The sequence below is a fragment of the Oceanibacterium hippocampi genome, from assembly GCF_900172325.1.
Taxonomy (GTDB): domain Bacteria; phylum Pseudomonadota; class Alphaproteobacteria; order Sneathiellales; family Sneathiellaceae; genus Oceanibacterium; species Oceanibacterium hippocampi.
This window is the reverse complement of the sequence record NZ_FWFR01000011.1, coordinates 1-13,597: the sequence shown is the minus strand read 5'-3', so window position 1 is coordinate 13,597 and position 13,597 is coordinate 1. Positions and strand designations below refer to the sequence as shown.

The 13,597-nt window shown below is 60.4% G+C and carries 11 protein-coding genes, 1 tRNA gene and 2 pseudogenes; 3 read left to right on the top strand and 11 right to left on the bottom strand.

Annotated features, from left to right (window positions below):
- The first annotated feature begins 50 nt into the window (after window positions 1–50).
- Window positions 51–127: transfer RNA gene (locus OCH7691_RS22645), tRNA-Met, on the top strand.
- Here OCH7691_RS22645 and OCH7691_RS23855 read toward each other — a convergent pair.
- The 11 genes and pseudogenes from OCH7691_RS23855 to OCH7691_RS22595 all read right to left on the bottom strand — a co-directional run bounded on the left by OCH7691_RS23855 (window position 84) and on the right by OCH7691_RS22595 (window position 11,782).
- Window positions 84–1,703 (bottom strand): recombinase family protein, encoded by a 1,620-nt coding sequence (locus tag OCH7691_RS23855; RefSeq protein ID WP_085885898.1) that lies wholly within the window; start codon window positions 1,701–1,703, stop codon window positions 84–86. The two genes, OCH7691_RS22645 and OCH7691_RS23855, sit on opposite strands and share 44 nt — an antisense overlap.
- 425 nt (window positions 1,704–2,128) lie before the next feature.
- Window positions 2,129–3,293: pseudogene (locus OCH7691_RS22635) on the bottom strand (HAD-IC family P-type ATPase); the annotation flags it as partial.
- On the bottom strand, window positions 3,260–4,429 hold the full coding sequence (locus tag OCH7691_RS22630; protein ID WP_176245219.1) for an HsdM family class I SAM-dependent methyltransferase: 1,170 nt from the start codon (window positions 4,427–4,429) through the stop codon (window positions 3,260–3,262). The pseudogene OCH7691_RS22635 and the gene OCH7691_RS22630, both read right to left, overlap by 34 nt.
- A gap of 74 nt (window positions 4,430–4,503) precedes the next feature.
- Window positions 4,504–6,072: a Fic family protein gene (locus OCH7691_RS22625; RefSeq protein ID WP_085885896.1), complete on the bottom strand. Its 1,569-nt coding sequence runs from the start codon at window positions 6,070–6,072 to the stop codon at window positions 4,504–4,506.
- 231 nt (window positions 6,073–6,303) lie between these two features.
- Window positions 6,304–6,738 (bottom strand): hypothetical protein, encoded by a 435-nt coding sequence (locus tag OCH7691_RS22620; protein ID WP_085885895.1) that lies wholly within the window; start codon window positions 6,736–6,738, stop codon window positions 6,304–6,306.
- A gap of 66 nt (window positions 6,739–6,804) precedes the next feature.
- Complete coding sequence (locus OCH7691_RS22615; protein ID WP_139839879.1) at window positions 6,805–7,143, bottom strand: hypothetical protein; 339 nt, start codon at window positions 7,141–7,143, stop codon at window positions 6,805–6,807.
- Entirely contained in the window at window positions 7,128–7,670 is a 543-nt protein-coding gene (locus OCH7691_RS22610; RefSeq protein ID WP_085885893.1) for a hypothetical protein, read from the bottom strand. The genes OCH7691_RS22615 and OCH7691_RS22610 overlap by 16 nt, the downstream gene beginning before the upstream one ends.
- Window positions 7,633–8,130, bottom strand: coding sequence for a hypothetical protein (locus OCH7691_RS22605; protein WP_085885892.1), 498 nt, complete (start codon window positions 8,128–8,130; stop codon window positions 7,633–7,635). The genes OCH7691_RS22610 and OCH7691_RS22605 overlap by 38 nt, the downstream gene beginning before the upstream one ends.
- A 435-nt stretch (window positions 8,131–8,565) precedes the next feature.
- Window positions 8,566–9,432: a helix-turn-helix domain-containing protein gene (locus tag OCH7691_RS23125; protein ID WP_139839878.1), complete on the bottom strand. Its 867-nt coding sequence runs from the start codon at window positions 9,430–9,432 to the stop codon at window positions 8,566–8,568.
- A gap of 97 nt (window positions 9,433–9,529) precedes the next feature.
- Complete coding sequence (locus tag OCH7691_RS22600) at window positions 9,530–10,987, bottom strand: N-acyl-D-amino-acid deacylase family protein (RefSeq protein ID WP_085885891.1); 1,458 nt, start codon at window positions 10,985–10,987, stop codon at window positions 9,530–9,532.
- The gene (locus OCH7691_RS22595) at window positions 10,988–11,782 is read right to left on the bottom strand and encodes an aspartate/glutamate racemase family protein (RefSeq protein ID WP_085885890.1); all 795 of its coding nucleotides are present in this window, start codon (window positions 11,780–11,782) and stop codon (window positions 10,988–10,990) included.
- Window positions 11,783–12,089: 307 nt separating this feature from the next.
- Between OCH7691_RS22595 and OCH7691_RS22590 the strand changes: the two genes are divergently transcribed.
- Both OCH7691_RS22590 and OCH7691_RS23790 read left to right on the top strand, forming a co-directional pair.
- Window positions 12,090–13,211 carry a substrate-binding domain-containing protein gene (locus tag OCH7691_RS22590; RefSeq protein ID WP_085885889.1) on the top strand — a complete coding sequence of 374 codons (1,122 nt, stop codon included), beginning with the start codon at window positions 12,090–12,092 and terminating at the stop codon, window positions 13,209–13,211.
- A gap of 43 nt (window positions 13,212–13,254) precedes the next feature.
- A pseudogene (locus OCH7691_RS23790) lies at window positions 13,255–13,470 on the top strand (ATP-binding cassette domain-containing protein); the annotation flags it as partial.
- Window positions 13,471–13,597: the final 127 nt, after the last annotated feature.

The window sequence follows — 13,597 nt, the reverse complement described above, 5'->3', positions numbered from 1 at the left end:
CAACCCTGTCTGCCTCCTCACAAGCGTCACCCGATACCCAACGATATCAACGCGGGGTGGAGCAGCCCGGTAGCTCGTCAGGCTCATAACCTGAAGGTCGCAGGTTCAAATCCTGCCCCCGCAACCACCTTGATCGAACAGGCCGTATCCTCACCGGATGCGGCCTGTTTGCGTCTGGGATCCCCCGCCAGGTCCAGCATCGCCACCAGGTCGCCCGAGAGCGCGACCTCTAGGCCCTCGCCGTCGCGGCGGAGCACGACCGTCTCGATCAGCGAGCGCAGGATTGTGGTCGCCTCGTCGCGGAGCTCGGGCGCTCCGAGCGAGGCCTGTAGCGCCGCGACCTTCTCCGCGTAGAGCTTCGAGAGGTTGGGATGGAAACGCGGGCTCTTTGCCGGCGCCGCCTCGATCTCCGCCTGCAGCGCCTTCTTCTGCCGGTCCAGCGTCTCGAGCCGTTCCTTCATGTCGTCGGTCCGGAACCCCGCGGCAATCGCGTCGATGATCCGGGTGCTCTCGGCTTTGGCCTTCGCAAGCTCGCGGCGCGCCGCCCCGGTGCGTTGCTCGCGCGTTGCATTGAGCCGGTTGAGCTCGGCATGGAAGGCGGCGACGAACGCCTCGACCGCGTCCGGCTGCATCAGGTTCTCCCGCAGCAGGTCGATGACGAATCCCTCGAGCTCGGCCCGGCGGATGCCCTTGCGCTGCTCGCAGGTGCCCTGGCGGCGGGCGGTGCCGCAGGCCAGGTAGTCGCGGCCGATCGTGGTGAAGCGGCCGCCGCAATGGCCGCAGGTGACGAGGCCCGAGAGCAGGTGGCGCGGCCGGCGCTGCTCCCAGAAGCGACTTTGAATGGTCTTCTGTACGCCGTCGCTCGCGCGGATCCGGCCGAGCCGGTCGGCGACCGCCTGCCAGAGTGCGTCGTCGACGATGCGGAGCTCGGGCACCTCCTTGACGATCCATTGCTCCGGCGGATTGAGGCGGGAGCGCCGCTTGCCGCTCTCCGGATCCTTCACGTAGCGTTGCCGGTTCCAGACCAGCCGGCCGACATAGAGTTCGTTCCGGAGGATGCCGGTACCGCGGGTCGCGTGGCCGCGGATCGTGGTGTCGCCCCAGGCCCGCCCGCCCGGTCCGGGCACGCCTTCCTCGTTGAGGGTGCGGGCGATCTGCCGCGGCGAGCGGCCGGCGGCGTAGTCCCGGAAGATCCGGCGGACGGTTGCCGCCTCTCCCTCGTTGATGCTGCGGCCGCCGGCGACCGGTTCGCCGTTGCTATCGCGCTCCACGACGACGTCGTAGCCGAAGGCATTGCCGCCGGCCGAGCGGCCGGCCCGGGCCAGGTCCTTGAGGTAGAGCGCCCCCATCATGCCCTTGACGCCGACATGGAGCTCGCTGATCGGGCCTTCCGTGCAGGTGACCAGCCGGATGCCGAGGTAGGACAGCCGCTTGTAGAGGCTGGCGGTGTCCTCCAGGTCGCGGGAGAGGCGGTCGAGGCTCTCGGCCACCACGACTTCGAAGGCGCCGGCGATCGCGTCCCGCAGGAGCGCCTGGTAGCCCGGGCGGAGGGCCGAGGCGCCGCTCATTCCCCGGTCCTGGTACACCGAGGTCTGCTCCCAGCCCTCTGCCGCGAGCAGGCGCTCGCAGAGCCGGACCTGGTCCTCGATCGAGGCGTCCCGCTGCAGGTCGCTCGAATAGCGCGCATAGATCGCTGCCCGCATGCCCAGTGATCCCCCTTGTTCGGCGTTTGTTCCATATTAGCAAATAACGGTAAAGCGTGCGAGGCCAGAGTGGGCGCGGCGGGTTCCGGCGAACCGGTCGCGGCGGGAGCGAGGGGCGGATAGAGCCTGGCGAGGATCGCCTGGTAATCCTTCGCGCCGTCGAGGCAGTTGGCGAGGTTGTAATGACGCTCGGTGATCCGGGGATCGACGTGCGAGAGGAGGGCGACGGCAACGACATACTGGAACTCGATATTGACCAAATGCCGCGCCCCCCCCTTCGACGCGGCACACCCTGAGTCACATCCTCTCTGCGAAATACAGGCCAGCGACACTGTCGTCCTCGACTTCCATGAAGTTGTCGCCGGTGAAGTCGTCGCGCTATTGGGATGACAATCTGCCCTCTTATTGTCGTCTGTTGGGCCAGTCTAATTCATTCGTCGATACGCTAGGCGGAGCTGCTTTTCCACTTCAATGATCGCAAAAAACATAACACCGACAGCGATGATGATCACGCCCTCGACAAAAGGAACTTCCTGTGTCCCGAACACTTGCTGCAGCGGAGGCAGATAGGTGACGGCGAACTGTGCGGCGGTTATGGCGAGGACGGTCGCCCAGACGACTTGTGTGCCGCGGATGGCCTTCCAAGTCAGTGAGGTGCCATAGATATTGCGGATAAAGAATAGATGGAAGATTTCCAGCACTACCAGCATGTTCACTGCCATGGTGCGCGCAAGTTCGGGCGAATATCCCTTGTCGACGGCGTAGCTATAGATGCCGAAGACCGCTGCGAGAAACAGGATGGAGACCAGGATGACATGCCAGATGAGTTCGCCGCTCAATAGAGATTGATTTCGCGGCCGGGGAGGGCGCTTCATCGTGTCGCCTTCGGTCGGCTCGAAGGCAAGGGCGACTCCCAGAGTGATCCCCGTGATCAGGTTGACCCATAGGATCTGCACGGCCGTGATCGGCAAGGCCATTCCGAGAAACAAAGCGACCACAATAGTCAGCGACTCACCCGCGTTGGTGGGCAGCGTCCAACTGATAACTTTCTTGATGTTGTCGTAAACCGTGCGGCCTTCACGCACGGCCGCGGCGATGGAAGCAAAGTTGTCGTCGGCAAGCACCAGCTCCGAGGCTTCCTTCGCCGCCTCGCTGCCTTTCTGACCCATGGCGATACCGGCGTCGGCACGCTTCAGCGCCGGCGCATCGTTGACCCCGTCGCCGGTCATGGCGACAGTGAGCCCATGCGATTGAAGCGCCATGACCAGACGTAGTTTGTGCTCCGGGCTGGTCCGGGCGAAGATGTCAGTGTCGACTACAATGGCGGCCAGCTCAGTGTCGTCCATCTTCTCGAGGTCTGCTCCCGTCATCCGTGTTCTGAAGGCCGATCTGGCGACCGATTGCCGCTGCCGTGCCGGCGTGGTCGCCAGTAATCATCTTCACGCGAATGGCAGCGGCGTGGCACTCCGCGACAGCGGCGATGGCCTCGGAACGTGGCGGATCGATCAGGCCGACGAGTCCAATTAGGACGATTTGACCGTCGAGATCGACTGTGTTCAGCACGACGTGATCCTGCGGAACCGAGCGCATGGTTCGTGGTTTGTGGCTTTCCGCGGAGATTTCCTGTGAGGCGCGGACCTGCCAGCGCGCTGCGCTACTGGAAGCGTCCAGGGTTCGCCATCGCCTCTTGCGATGCCTGTGCCGCAGACAATACGTGCACCGGTCGCGTCGATGAGGCCGAGTTTATACGGGTGTTGCCTATTACTAGCCGAAGCACCGGACTTGCGCCGTTGCAACGTAAGTACGCAGACATCCTGCACCGCGCCGAGAAAGAGATTTTCCCGCTGCTCATGCAGGTCAATACTCAGCACATCTGCACGGGACATTATTTCCTGGCGAAGCCCTGAAAAATATGGCCCCGCAACAAAGCTCGTCGGCAAGACAAACACCAATCCGCCGCTCGGTTTAAGCCAATCGAGACTTTTCAGCAAAAACAAGGAGTAGAAGTTTGTATGTCCCCCGAGATTGGCTAGCTTCGCATTCTTGAGGTAAGTGCGATCTACGCCGATGCCGACCTTCCCATACGGGGGATTTCCGATCACTAGATCGTAGCGTTGCGACAGTGATGCCGACAGCGCGTTTTCGCAGCGAACGATCTCAGGTTTCGGACCGCACGTATAGGCGTAGGTGCGCTGCAGCATATCCTTCAGCAAGGACTGTGATAGTGCGGCTAAACCAGGATCAAGCTCAACTCCCCGAATGTCCCGGAGTGTCGTTCTGCATGCTTCCTCTACAGCAATGCCATTATCACGCTTTTTGTTCACGAGGTAACGGGTGATCGGTGTCAAGAAAGAGCCGCCGCCGCAGGCCGGGTCCAGAACAGACGGATGTTCTTTAGATCGCAGGAATGGAGCGCTTGCCTTAATAACTCCCTTGGCAAGAGCCGGCGGTGTAAAATACGCTGAGAGTTCGCGACGGCGTTCATCGCCAATCAATAGCGCGTAGGTGCTCGCTATTATGTAGTTGAGATCGTCTGTTTCGGATTCGGAAAAAAGGAAGCGCGCGCATTCGGGGATGTTTTCAAGGAGCGGATGATCAATTATATTGTGGCAGATCGAGTGTGGGTCTCCATAATTTTTGATGAGGTCGCTCCGATTCTTCTTCACGTAAGCGAAGTATTTGGACAAAGCTGATTTTTGATCAGTCGTTTTATTTTTGTTATTCATATTATCATCGTTGCTAAGAAATTGTAATTCTATACCGGTTTCAATTGTGCGGTTTTGCCTTCGAACATGAGCCATTACTCTGACAAACCCTCAACCTGATTTTTTGGGGCGAAGGTCTCGCTATAGATTGCCTCGATCCGCTCCGCTTCGGCGTCTGTGAGCTCAGCAAATTCCTTTTCGCGTGCACGATTAGAGAGCCTGCCGTCATTCTGCTGCAGGAACCGGAAGAGGAGGTCGATGGTGCGCTCCGGCATGTCGATGAAGGATTCGACCTGGCTCCGGAACTCATCGTAGCGACGCAGGAAACCCGCTTCATTTGGCAGGTCCTCCTCAACCGTTCTCTGGACGCAGCCATAGAGGAATTCGGCGTGGGGGGTCGCGTCGAAGAAGCGGTAGAAGTCGCCGGTCTCGTTGAGAACCCGGACGTTGAACTTTTCCGTCGGCTCCCATTCGATCAACGGCAGCAGGCGGCCCGAGTAGCTTTCGAGCGTCTGTTTATAGTCGTCGATCTGCTCCAGGATCGCAGCCGACACGGGGAAAACCACACCCGGCGGATTGAAACCGCGCTCGGCGAGAACGTGATGAATCAGGTAGCGGTGAATACGACCGTTGCCGTCCTCGAACGGGTGAATATAGACGAAACCGAAGGCGAGGATCGCAGCGGCGATGACGGGATCGAGGGCCTGTGCGGCATTGCGGTCGAATGCGATCATGCCGTCAATCAGAGACTGCAGGTCTTCATGGCGCGCGCTGATATGGTCGGGCAGCGGCATGCGGGTTTCGCGGTCATGCTCGCCGACGAAGCCGCCTTCGTCGCGGAAGCCGAGCTTCACGAATCTGCCGTCGCCGATGACGATGCGTTGCAGGCGCAGCAGCTCTTCATGATCAAGCGGCTGTCGCCCGGCTTCGCCGATGGCGCGGCCCCAGCGCTGGATACGGTCCTGCGGTGGGCGCTCGCCTTCGATCGCGTAGCTAGAGCGTGAGTCCTTGAGCAGCAGGAAGGCCGCCGTGCGGGCGAGCACGTCGCGCGGTACATCGGCGACGACATCCAGCGCGCGCTGCGGCAGGTCGAGATCGATGAAGCGGCTGAGCGTCTCGGTGCGGAAGACCAGCGGGCAGAAGTCCGGCGTGCCGGGTAAGTTGTTTTTGAGCCGGTAGCGCGGCGCGGTTTCGCCCTTGGTGCCCCATTGCAGTTCGGGATCGAGGACGGTGACATAGCGCCCGGCCTGCGCGTCGGGTAGATTGAGCGCACTGCCGGTTAGCCACTCATAGAGGAACCAGATGCGGCGGGCATAGCTGCCGGTCGGCTTGTCCCGCACGAGCTCTTCGACCGGGCCTGGGCCTGCGGTCTGGAACAGGCGCTTAAGGACGGCGAGATCAAGCCCTTCATATTTGAGGGCGAAGGTCAGGTGACCCTCGAGTGTCGGGTGCGGCGCATGGCGCGGCGTCATGATGCGCCAGCCGCCTTCCTGGGTGATGCGGTGGCGCTCGCCGGTGGCGGAGAGGGTGCGTGGCAGGGGTACGGCCAGACCGTAGGTGTCGATCAGGGCGCTGTAACCGGCAGGGGACGCCGGCTCAGGCAGGCGCCGTTCCTGAAAAACGGTCACAGGGCCTGAAAAACGATGCTGCTGACTTGCAGCCATGAAGACCGTGCCTTTCCGCCGAAATGGGAGTCTGGGGTCCTTATCCCCTGAAAAATGATTCTAGCACGTGAAAAACGTTGCTTCAAGAACAAGAATCGTGAAAAATATGCCGAAATGATAGGAAAGTCGGTGATCGCGTTTTGCGTTCGGCCGTAGGAAGCCGCCAGATCGGCAGACGGTCGCGCCCGGCCGCGGCCTTCTGGACGCTGAACACTAACGCAAGAGGGGGCATCAGCTAATGCAGCTTACGCATTTTAAGATTGCGTGCCGATTGACATTCTGGCGCTGCACCAAGCCGCCCAAGGCGTTCCCCTGGCCCTTGGTCAGTACGTCGGAGACGAAGGCGCCGCCGATTTCCACCGCATCGGCCGCCGGGATGTCGGCGGCTCCCATCACCGCCGCGCCCAGTCCCAGCGCCAGCACCTGGCCGAACGACAGCCCGCTACTCTGCGTCGCACGAGCCTGCGCCTGCTTGAAGGCATTGACTTGGCGCTGGTAGCGCTGCTCGAACTGCGCCAGGTAGCCTTCGTCTGCCGGTACGAAGTGGTAGACGCCGTTCGTGTTCACGTCGCTGCGGTAGATGCCGGGGCGTGCCGCGCCCGTCTTTGGAATCAGGCTGCCGACCAGGAAATAGACGCCGTCCAGCGGCCGGGTGGCGGTTTCCATTACGCTGTCATGCTTGCCCCAGTCTTCGTGGAAGAAGTGGAAGCGCCCGGCGAAGCGCTCGCCGCTTCACTTGGCGTAGATCCCCTGGTCCAGCACCCAGGGCCGGATCTTGCCGTTGTAGGGCGAAGCGCTGCGCCTGAAGGTGCCGACGAAGACGTCGTTCTCGTGGTAGCTGACGCCTTCGCCGTGGCCGCCGCCCAGATCGCGGATCTCGGGTGTGCGATACTTGGCGAGCGACTGGCCGGTCTTCTCCTGGTGCTGAAGCTGCTGCGTCGCGCCCGGGCTCAGGCGCAGGCCCTCGGCGGGCACCACTTGCTGCGCGCCGGCGTCCGCTGCGCTCAGCGCCAGCAGCGCGGCCAGAACCGCCGCGCCCCTCATCGTCCCGCTCTTCATTGTGAATTGCATCTTGTGGTCGGGACCGGTTCGCCATGGGCGTAGCAATAGCGCCCGTCTGGGTCGTCCACCGCATTAGCTTCGATGAATACCAGCTCGCCGTGCGCCAGGCCGTTCTTGAGGAGGTAGCTGCGCATGGCAGTGCCGCCGGCAAAGAGCACGTACTTCACACGTCCATCTGGCAGGTTGATGCGGCTCAGGGAGTTGTTCTGCACGAAATTCGCTTCATTCTCGCCGTCGGCCAGGGTCTCGAAGGCGGCGCCGGGCCCGGACTCGATGCCCTTGGCGAAGCGCCCATAGTCGAAAATGACAAAGACGTCGGCGCGGTCCATTTTCTTGAGCTGGCTCTCGCTGAAGACCCGGGTCGTCTCGTTCATGGCCCGGTACTTCGGCAGCAGGCGCCCGTCGGGCATGATCTTGCCCTCCCAGCGCGCGGCGCGTTGATAGCGATTGCAGGGGCCGTGGCGCAGGTTGGCGACGAAGGTGCAGTCCTCACGGGTCTTAACCTCGGCGACCAAGTGGTGGCCGAAGAGGCGCATGCGCGATGCGGATGTAGCTCATGAAAAGGGTGACCGGCCCGTTCGGCTGGCCGCCGCTGCAGTCGCCCTCGATGACTTTCAGTGTCACCTGGTCGTAAATCGCACTGGTTTCCTGTTGATTGTAGCTCCTGATGATGTCCCGGCTGCGCGGGTTCTGGTCGAAGATCGCCGCGCGGTAGCCCGTCTCGGCGAGAGTGGCGGCGACCTCCTGAGGCAGGTCGCAGACCTTCCCGGGTGCATCGGCGCGCAGGAACGCCGCGGCATTGGCGTCGTAGAGCGGGCGCTCCGTCAGGTACTGGGCGCGGAACTGATTCAGCGCGGCTTCGGCGAACGTCGGCGGTAAGCCGACGAACTGCTTCGCCCGGCGCGCCGCACTGCTCTCGCAGGCGGCGAGCAGAAGCAGGCAGAGAAGGAGGGGAGAAAGGCGAAGGTACGAACGCAGGAAAGCTACGACGGTCATCTCGAATTCTCTAATCTATCCGAACGAACAAGCTGTCCCCGGCGGCATCTTCGCCCCGGGGCCGACTGCGGGGAGCTCGGTTTCTCTCCAGGGCGCCGGAGCGTCCGGAAAGGCAGACGATTCACCTGCCGCCGGATCGCTCCGTCTTTGGGTACGAGAATAGCTTGGAGATCCTATCCCCCGTCGCCCCTAGCTTAGCCCGGCCGGTCGGAAAGGGTAGTAAAAACAGCACCAGCAAGGGTCGTCCAGGAACGGCCGACCAACTTCCGCCCGGCAGTCTTTACGGGCCATTGCAAGTCTGCGGGAGAGCGCCCCGTCAGGGCTAAACGCTATTCTTGACTGCATTTCCCCGGCCTTCAACCGGATGCGGGCGTGCCGATCAATTTGGTTAAGAGGCCGACCCGGCCAATATAAACAAAAATGCTCGATTCGATGTTAAAGGCTATCCACGGTCCGTGCGAAGAAAAGACTTTCGGCGTCTGTGTCGCTATTGTTTATTAGATTCTTGATGTGTTCGTCGATCGAACCGGCGTCCGGATCCAATAGCCCGCAACTCGCTAATGCTGATCGCGCAGAGGTGCTACCGTCCACTTTTACCAGGACAATTCGACTGGCCGCCGGCTCACGACGGTTGCCGGCCGAGACGCCAAGCGTGAGTCCTGGAAGTATCCGCGTCCGGGACATGTAGCTGGGGAAATAGACGGAGTACGAGATTTCCACCCTCGAAAGATATTCGTACTCGATCAGAAAAAGTCGCTCACCCAGAAATATTGCCTCTCCGGAGTATTTGCATAGCCCCGCTATGCCCGATCGAGTTAGTTCCCTCCCCGCTGGCTCAATGCACTTCGTGACCGCCTTTCCTTCCGAACAGGAGATAGCCAGTAACGATTTGCGAACAAGCCCTGGCTTTGAAAGGGAGTAGTAATATTTAAAATACAACCCTTCATAGTCCTTCATCACGCCATGCGACGCTTTCTGAGCGGCCTTTATGAAGGAGAAGAGTGAGCTCGCCTGTTCTGGCTCTGGCGCTTCCTTGTGCAAGGAGATGAAATCGGAAACCGGAAGAAAAAGGTCACTCTCGGAGACGCCCGCGTGTTCACAGATCCTGCGCAGGTTTCGCGGTGACGGAAGAGAACGGCCGTTGAGATATCTGTTGAACTGCTGCCGATTGATGTTCACGGAACGGCAGAACTCGGAGATCGAACCATAGGAACTGGCAATATGTCGCAGGTTCGATGGGAGAGGGCCGGTCATCTTCGCTGTTGCTCGCCGAGCACGGAAACGTGAACCGAAGGACAGCATACCATGCGAGGAACTAAGCGAATTCCGGCCCTTTATGTCAAGCTTATTGCATGTGAACGGCACGCCCCTGGTGCGGAGGGGACATCCTCGATCTGGCTTAGGTGGTGGCAGCGCGTCTGATTACCTTACCCGGCCGAAGCTTGTGGATCTTTCCATCTTCAAGCAGCACCGTTCCGTTCACCACGACCATCCGGATACCGGCAGCTCGCGTTTCCGGAGCCTCGTAGGTCGCGGTATCGATCACGCTCTTCGGGTCAAAGAGTACCAAATCTGCAAAATGTCCCTCCGCAATGCGTCCCCGGTCACTCAACCGAAATGTCTCGGCGGCAAGCGCGGTCATCTTGTGAACCGCCCTTTCGATCGACATGAGTTTCAGGTCACGCGCGTAACGACCCAGCACGCGCGGGAACGTGCCCCACAGCCGCGGATGCGGGCGGGCACCCCTCGGAAGGCCATCCGATCCGATCATCGTATGCGGATAGCTGACAATCCGGCGCACGTCGTCTTCGGCCATGTGGAAATAGACCGCTCCCGCGGGTAGCAGGCGGTCAATTGCATCCGTGATGCTGCAATCCCATTCCTTGGCCACCTGGGCGAGATCGCGCCCATTGTGTTCCGGATGCGGAGTCGACCAGGTAATGAGGACACGCTCGCATTGCTCCACCATCTCCGGCAGGAGCGCGCTCGAACCGGCCGTATACGGATATGCATCGAGGCCAACCTCCTGCGTCTTGCGCACCTCATCGAACATCTTGAGTGTGCGGTGACTGAGCCCGTGATTGCGGCGTCCCATGCATTTGTGGTGCGATATGATGAGGGGCACGTTGGCCGCTTTGGCAGTCTCGAATGACTCGCGGAGAGATTCCTCGAGAAAGTCGTCTTCGTTGCGCATGTGTGTCGTGTAAACCGCGCCGCTCGGCGCCAATCGCATCAGCAGTGCCAGTACCTCGCCCGGTGGCGCTTCACGCGCCGGTGGATAGTACAGGCCGGTGCTGAGCCCAATCGCACCAGAGTCCAGCGCTTCCTGCAGCAGGATCTCCATGGCGGCAATTTCCGAACTTGTCGCGGGGCGGTCGAGTCGATCCATCACCGCGACGCGCAAGGTCGAGTGTCCGACCATGGGGGCGACATTCAGTGCCGGCGGGCGCGTCTCCAGCGCCTCGACATACTTGCGGAACGTCGGAAACCGGTAGTCGTCGCTGTCGCCGATTATGTTCAAGGGCGGCGGCAGCGGGCTTCCAGGCTTGAGCGGCGAGAGACTGATGCCACAATTGCCGACGATGACCGTCGTCACTCCCTGCGTGAGCTTGGGCTCCATAGGATTGCCGTTGAGCGCGAGCGCGTCGTCATGCGTGTGGACGTCGATGAAACCCGGCGCCAGGGCCAGGCCGTTCCCTGTGATTTCCCTCCGGGCGCCGGTCGTCGAAAGGTCGCCGATCGCGACTATGCGATCGTCGATTACCCCGACGTCGCCGCGCCGTATCTTTCCGCCTGTCCCATCGATAATATCCACGTCGCGGAACAAAAGATCATAGCTGCGTTCGTGCCCGGTCATCTAGCTCTCCATGCGGTCGCTTTGATCGTCAACGGTTCCCGCCCAATTCAGTGCTTTGTCGACGAGCTGTTTGGCAAGAAGGTCGTTGACGTCGACCAGTGACTTGCCTGGAACGGTCGCCGTCACAAGCGGCAATTCAGTGCAGGCGAGAAACACGGTCTCCGATTCCAATCCGGAGACAATATCGGAGAAGCGTCCCCTGATTTCTGAACTGTCACCGCCGAGAAGCTTAATTTCATGAATCAGCTCGTGGAGGGAGGCCAACTGCGCGGGACGTTCAAAATTCACCTCCTCGCGCAAAGAATAATAAGGAGACCATTCGTCGAGAGACGCAACGGGAATTGCACCGAGCAGAGCGGCCGAGTCGGTTTCAAGGTGTGCCAGATGTGAGCGCACAACATCGGCAACATCAATGAACTCTGCCGGTCCGCATCGTTTCCGAATTCTCGGCGCATAGTAATGCAGGGTATTGCAGGCGACGGTAAACACGTCAACGTGTGGAACGATTGCATCTATCGTGCGCTTCAGGCAGTCCCAAACCACGGCGTCGTTCTGGCGCATGTCCATCGACAAGCCAAGAATCGGTTCGGAAAAGACTACAACGGCCGGGCTGTCAATATCGCCGCGAAACGCCTCCCCCAGAATACGCCGATTCCAGTGCAGGACCTTGCCCCAGAGGTCGATGCCCGCCTCCGGTCCCGATCCGGCGATGATACCGATCCTGCGCGGGGCATTACCGTGCGGAGGCTCTCCGCAGGCTGAACGCACCCGGTGAGTGGAAGGGGCAGAAGGCATTGCCGTATACCATGACGATAGTTTCTGATGCCGCTTCTTGCGACGTCAGGAACACTAGGCGACCGGGCGGCGGGTCGGCAATTTGGTGAGTAGGCGTCAAAAGGCATCACGCGGTCCACTGCCGTGGCGCGCGGCTTGTGCGATTTGAAGCGCATCCGTCTCTCTGACGCCAAACATGCTGCCAATTAGCGAAATTGCGCCAATTGTGCTGCACTGGTACCTAATTTCGCGTCGGCCCATTATGGTCGACAGGACATTCAATCTAGCCGGCAAACCGAGCCAGTAACTGAACTACAGGTGGGCAAACATGAATCTCGTCAGAAAACTATCAAAAATCACAATCATAAGTTGTGTCACGGTGGGCCTCGGGGCGCTCATCAATGCTGGGGGACTTGCCAGTTCGGCCCACGCGGAGGCGAAGCCGAAAGTCTACTTCAGCATGGGGTTTGTCGGAAACAACTGGATGACCGAAGCGCAGAACATGATTACTGCGCTGGCCGATAGCGATGAGTATCGCAAGAAGATTGACTTCGAGATCCAGAGCGCGGGCGGGAATGCTCAGCAGCAAATCCAGCAGATCGCGGGCATGGTGCAGGCTGGGGCACGAGCCGTTATCATCTATCCGATCAATGAGGCTGCGTTGCGGCAGGTGATATCACGTGGCTGCAAGGCCGGCGTCGATTTCTTCGTTATTAACGGCTCCGACGGCACCTGCGCCCACTCCATCAAGATTGATGGCGTCTCCCTTGGACGCGATCGCATGGAATGGATGGCCAAGGAGCTCAACGGCAAGGGTGACGTCGTTGTCCTCACCGGAATCCCCGGCACGACTTTCAGCGACGAGACACAGCGTGGCGTTCAGGAAGCGCTCGAAAAGAATCCGGGCATCAACGTGATAGCAACCTTGAACGGCGAATGGAGTCAGCAAGCGACCAGGGTCCGGATGCAAGAGCTTTTGGGCACGAAGTCGTGGGACGATATCGACGGGGTTGTCGCTGCCGAAGCCTGCTACACGATCTATCAGATGCAGATTGAAGCTGGGCGAAAGCCCGAACAACTCGTTCCCTGTGCTGCCCAGGATGAAAACGGCTTCCGGCTGGCCATGCTTCCGAAAGGAACGACTGAGCAGTCATTCGGTATGCGCGGGTTCTCGACAGACAGCATGATCTGGGTAATTCCCATGTCGCTCAAGTTCACGGTCGACCAGATTGAAGGCCGAGGGGTCGAGAAGACTCAAATCTTCAAAGCGGGCGTTGTCGACAACGATACAGTCAAATTCTGCAATACCGGTTCAACTGACGAGCTTCAGGCGGGCTGCAACGTCTTTCCGGCCGGCCTCGTTCCCAACGACTGGCAGGCTGGATTCTGGCACCCCGACTTGCCGCAGCTCGATTTCCAGGCCGTGACCACCGGGAAAGTTGCCGGCTGAATGGCTGACGCTACCAGGACCGCGTGAAAGTATGACATCTGCAATGACGGATCGGCTTACTGCTGAGGCCGTTTCTGAAAATGAGGACGGCCCAAGCGCCGTCCTCATTGAGGGCCTGAGCAAACGGTTTGGTGCGACACAGGCTTTGGATGATGTAAGCTTGTCCATTGGCCCGGGGCAAGTTCGGGGTCTCATCGGCGAGAACGGTGCCGGCAAATCGACGCTGCTCAAGGTTCTGAGCGGGCTTGTAAGGCCGGACTGGAGTTCCCCCGGTTTCGTGGACACAATCCGAGTTGTGAGAGGAGAGTGTCATCATGCCGAGAACGAGGAACCCTTACCCGCCTGAGTTCAGGGAACAGCTTGTTGCCCTGGCGCGAGTCGGGCGC

Bases quoted from the DNA above. Each gene is read 5' to 3' on its own strand.
- OCH7691_RS22600 (WP_085885891.1), bottom strand. From the start codon at position 10,987: ATGACCGGGCACGAACGCAGCTATGATCTTTTGTTCCGCGACGTGGAT.
- OCH7691_RS22625 (WP_085885896.1), bottom strand. From the start codon at position 6,072: ATGGCTGCAAGTCAGCAGCATCGTTTTTCAGGCCCTGTGACCGTTTTT.
- OCH7691_RS22605 (WP_085885892.1), bottom strand. From the start codon at position 8,130: ATGACCGTCGTAGCTTTCCTGCGTTCGTACCTTCGCCTTTCTCCCCTC.
- OCH7691_RS23855 (WP_085885898.1), bottom strand. From the start codon at position 1,703: ATGCGGGCAGCGATCTATGCGCGCTATTCGAGCGACCTGCAGCGGGAC.
- OCH7691_RS22595 (WP_085885890.1), bottom strand. From the start codon at position 11,782: ATGCCTTCTGCCCCTTCCACTCACCGGGTGCGTTCAGCCTGCGGAGAG.
- OCH7691_RS22590 (WP_085885889.1), top strand. From the start codon at position 12,090: ATGAATCTCGTCAGAAAACTATCAAAAATCACAATCATAAGTTGTGTC.
- OCH7691_RS22610 (WP_085885893.1), bottom strand. From the start codon at position 7,670: ATGCGCCTCTTCGGCCACCACTTGGTCGCCGAGGTTAAGACCCGTGAG.
- OCH7691_RS22615 (WP_139839879.1), bottom strand. From the start codon at position 7,143: ATGCAATTCACAATGAAGAGCGGGACGATGAGGGGCGCGGCGGTTCTG.
- OCH7691_RS22620 (WP_085885895.1), bottom strand. From the start codon at position 6,738: ATGGAAACCGCCACCCGGCCGCTGGACGGCGTCTATTTCCTGGTCGGC.
- OCH7691_RS23125 (WP_139839878.1), bottom strand. From the start codon at position 9,432: ATGCTGTCCTTCGGTTCACGTTTCCGTGCTCGGCGAGCAACAGCGAAG.
- OCH7691_RS22630 (WP_176245219.1), bottom strand. From the start codon at position 4,429: ATGAATAACAAAAATAAAACGACTGATCAAAAATCAGCTTTGTCCAAA.